This is a genomic window from Streptomyces sp. WAC06614, from assembly GCF_003949795.1.
Classification (GTDB): Bacteria; Actinomycetota; Actinomycetes; order Streptomycetales; family Streptomycetaceae; genus Streptomyces.
Map to the genome: position 1 here is coordinate 1 of NZ_RPRY01000470.1, position 4,177 is coordinate 4,177.

The 4,177-nt window shown below is 73.8% G+C and carries 2 protein-coding genes; both read left to right on the forward strand.

Annotated elements, in window-relative coordinates; translation table 11 throughout:
• The first annotated feature begins 43 nt into the window (after positions 1-43).
• The gene (locus tag EF918_RS33300) at positions 44-523 is read left to right on the forward strand and encodes a hypothetical protein (protein WP_185922040.1); all 480 of its coding nucleotides are present in this window, start codon (positions 44-46) and stop codon (positions 521-523) included.
• A 309-nt stretch (positions 524-832) separates the two neighbouring features.
• Positions 833-4,177: right-handed parallel beta-helix repeat-containing protein (locus EF918_RS33305; RefSeq protein ID WP_125652628.1), on the forward strand; the 3,345-nt coding region annotated here is incomplete at its 3' end.

The window sequence follows — 4,177 nt, forward strand, 5'->3', positions numbered from 1 at the left end:
CGCCCGAAACGCCCCCTGCCCTGTGCCCCTTTTGGAGCCCGCCATGAGCGACACCGCACTGAGCGACACCGCACTCACGACGCCGACGACGCCGGAACTCACTCCGCCGACCCCGCACTTCCGTACCGCCGCCGTCTTCGACCTCGTCCACCCCGAGACCGGCCCCGGCTTCGCCGAGGACCATCCGGTGGTCGAGGACCTGGCGCTGCGCGCCCTGTTGCTGGAGCGGCTCGCGGCCGGGCTGCCGGTGTTGCTGAGCCCTGCGCTGATGCACGACGTACGGAACCCGGCCGCGGGGGCCGTGGTCCCGCTCAACTTCCGTACGGACGGGGCCTGGATATGGACCGACACGATCGCCTACTACCTGGAGGCCTACGGCCTGGCCCCCGAGCCCGAGTTGCTCGCCCACCTCTCGGCCCCGGACTACCGGCCGGCTCCCGCCGACCAGGCGACGGTGGACCGGGCGGCGGCCTTCGTGCTCAGTCCGCCGGCGCAGGACGCACCGGTCTGGCGCGTGGGGTGAACCAGGGCGTGGGCCCGGCCCGTACCTCCTCCTGTACACGCACGCCGTCCCGTACACGCACGTCGTCCTGTACACGCACGTCGTCCCGTACACGGATGTCGTCCCGTCCAGGCACGTCGTCCCGTACAGGCACGTCGTCGTCGAGGGCTCGTCGAGGGGGCCGCCGCCCCCACCGCATCGCCCCGGCGTCCGTCGTCGCCGCCTGTACCGCCTGACCCCGGGCCCGGCCGTACGCCGGGTCCGGCCGCCGGTGTCCCCCGACGCCGGCGGCACCGTCCACACGCCCCGCACCGAAGGGAACCCCACGCTATGTCGCGCCATGTGCTCACCGTGTGCGCCGAGGCGGCCGACGCCTCGTTCCGCACCATCGGCGACGCCCTGCAAGCGGCGCGCAGCGGGGCGGTGATCTCGGTGCGGCCCGGTCGCTACGAGGAGAACCTCGTCATCACCAAGATGGTGACGATCACCGCGGAGGAGCACCGCGGCAGCGTGCGGATCGCCCCGCCGCGCGGCGCGGTGGTCCAGGTGGTCGCCGAGGCCGTCCAGCTCACCGGGCTGGTGCTCCAGGGGCAGGACGAGGACCTGCCGGCCCTCGACGTGCCGCGTGGGCAGGCGGCGTTGCAGGACTGCGAGGTGGTGGGCGGGTCGTGGACGGCGGTGCTCACCCGCCAGCAGGGTGCGCTGGCGATGCGCGGGTGCCGGGTGGTGAACCCGGTGGGCGCCGGCATCGTGGAGACCTCCAGCGGGCACAGTGTGATCGAGGACTGCGTCATCGAGCACCTGGGCACCTCCGCGCTGGTCATCGGGGAGAAGGCCAACCCCAAGGTGCGCAACTGCGTGATGCGCGACGCCCGGGGCAACGGCATCTGCGCCAACGGCGAGGGCCGCGGCACCATCGAGGGCTGCGAGATCTCCGCCACGGACAAGCCGGCGGTGGCCCTGGAGGAGAACAGCTCCACGCGGGTGCTGCGCACCACCGTCCGGGACTGCGCGATGGGCGTGTACGTCGCCACGGCCGCCCGCGCGGTCCTGGAGGACTGCGCGGTCACGGGCACGGCCGGGCACGGCATCGCCGTCGCGGGGGGCAGCGACCCGGTGGTGCGGCGCTGCCGTACGTCGCGGACGCGCGGCCACGGCATCCACGTCGCGGCCCGCTCGCGCGGCACGTTCGAGGAGTGCGAGATCAGCGGTGCGGACAGCATCGGCCTGTGGGTGGAGGAGTCCTCCAGCCCGTCGTTCGCCCGGACCACGGTGCGCGACTGCGGCGGCGCCGGGGTCGGTCTGACGGGGGACAGCGCCCCGGAGTTCGACCGGCTGGAGGTCCGGGACGCCGGCGGGAACGGCGTCAGCGTGTGGGAGGGCGCCAATCCGCTGCTGCGCCGGCTCACGGTCGTCGACGTCCGCGGTCACGGCGTGGAGGTGGCACGCGGCGGCCGCGGCCGGCTGGAGAGCGCGGAGATCGCCGCCACCGGGCTGGCCGGCGTACGGGTCGACGGGCAGGGCAATGTGCATCTGGGCGGGACCACGGTCCGTGACGCGGGCTCGGCCGGGGTGTCCGTCGGCTCCCGGGGCACGGCGGTGCTGCGGGACTGCGACGTGTCGGGCGCGGCGCAGGACGGCGTGCTGGTCGAGGAGGGCGGCGACGTGACCGCGAACCGCACGCGCGCCCGGTCCAACCGGCGGCACGGGTTCCTGGTGGCGGCGGGCGCGCGGGCGACCCTGACCGGCTGCGAGGCCGAGGACAACACGCAGGACGGCGTCCGGGTGGACTCCACCGAGGCGGTCCGGCTCCAGGACTGCACGGTGGCCGGCAACCGCGGCTGCGGCCTGCGCCAGACCAAGCCCGGCAACCGGCTCGCCGTGGAGGCGCTGACCAGCCGGGACAACGCCGTGGGCGACGCGTTCGGCGAGCTCACGGCGCAGGCCGGGTCGGGTGACGGGACGGCGGGCGGGCCGGAGCAGGGCGCGGCCGGTACGGCGGAACCGGCCGCGGAACAGGGGCCGTTGTCGGTGCTGGCGTCGCTGGTCGGGCTGGACGGGGTCAAGGAGCAGGTGGCCACCCTGGTCAACCTCAACAAGCTGGCCAAGCGGCGGGAGCTGGCGGGGCTGCCCTCGCTGCCGATGAGCCGGCACCTGATCTTCGCGGGCCCGCCCGGCACCGGCAAGACGACGGTGGCCCGGCTGTACGGCAGCATCCTGGCCGAGCTGGGCGTGCTGCCGAGCGGGCATCTGGTGGAGGTGGCCCGCGCGGACCTGGTGGCGTCGATCATCGGCGGTACGGCGATCAAGACCACGGACGTGTTCAAGGAGGCCCTCGGCGGTGTGCTGTTCATCGACGAGGCGTACACGCTGAGCCAGGGCGGCGGGGGCACCGGTCCGGACTTCGGCCGGGAGGCCATCGACACGCTGGTGAAGCTGATGGAGGACCACCGCGACGAGATCGTGGTGATCGTGGCCGGCTACTCGAACGAGATGAGCGGCTTCCTCGACTCCAACCCGGGCCTGGCGTCCCGGTTCAGCCGCACGATCGAGTTCGAGAACTACTCGGACGACGAGCTGACCACGATCGTGGAGAAGGCGGCCGCCGGGCACGGCTACGAGCTGGCCGACGGCGCCCGGGAGGCGCTCAGGGCCCATTTCGAGCAGATGGGCAAGGGCGCGGACTTCGGCAACGGCCGGGCCGCGCGCAAGGTGTTCGAGGAGATGGTGGACCGGCAGGCGACCCGGCTGGCGTCCCAGCCGGAGATCGGTGACAACGCGCTGGCGCTGCTGCTGCCGCAGGACGTGTCGCCGGCCGCCGCCGAGGCGCTGGAGCGGGCGGCGAACCCCGCGCCGGAGCAGCGGGAGCCGGGCCTGCTGGAGCAGTTGCGCGGGATGACCGGGCTGCCGCAGGCGAAGGAGCAGGTGGAGGACCTGGTCAACCTGATCCAGCAGGTGAACCGGCGCAAGGCGGCCGGGCTGGCGACCGCGGCGATCAGCCACCACCTGGTCTTCGCGGGCCCGCCGGGTACCGGCAAGACCACGGTCGCCCGGCTGTACGGGCGGCTGCTGGCCGAGCTCGGCGTGCTGCCGGGCGGGCAGCTGGTCGAGGTGGCGCGGGCGGACCTGGTGGGCCGGTTCGTCGGCCACACCGCGCAGTTGACGAAGGAGGCGTTCGACCGGGCGCGCGGGGGTGTGCTGTTCGTGGACGAGGCGTACACGCTGACGCCGCGCGGGGGCAGCGGCAACGACTTCGGTCAGGAGGCCGTGGACACGCTGATGAAGCTGATGGAGGACCACCGCGACGAGGTGGCGGTGATCGTCGCCGGCTACTCGGACGAGATGGACGGCTTCCTCGCCTCCAACCCGGGCCTCGCCTCACGGTTCAGCCGGACCGTGGAGTTCGAGCACTACACGGACGACGAGCTGGTGGAGATCGTGGTCCGCCAGGCCGAGGGCTCGGGGTACGCGTGCGCGCCGCAGACGGTGGCGGCGCTGCGGGAGCTGTTCGCGGCGACGGAACGGGACCGGACCTTCGGCAACGGCCGGTTCGCCCGGCAGACGCTGGAGAAGGCGATCACCCGCCAGGCGGGCCGCCTCAGCCGGATCACCTCGGACGCGGAACTCGACGTGGCGGCCCTGAGCCTGCTCCTGCCGGAGGACCTCCCCCCGACC

Excerpts from the sequence above, each read along its gene's own strand:
- EF918_RS33300 (WP_185922040.1), top strand. The coding sequence starts at position 44 with ATGAGCGACACCGCACTGAGCGACACCGCACTCACGACGCCGACGACG.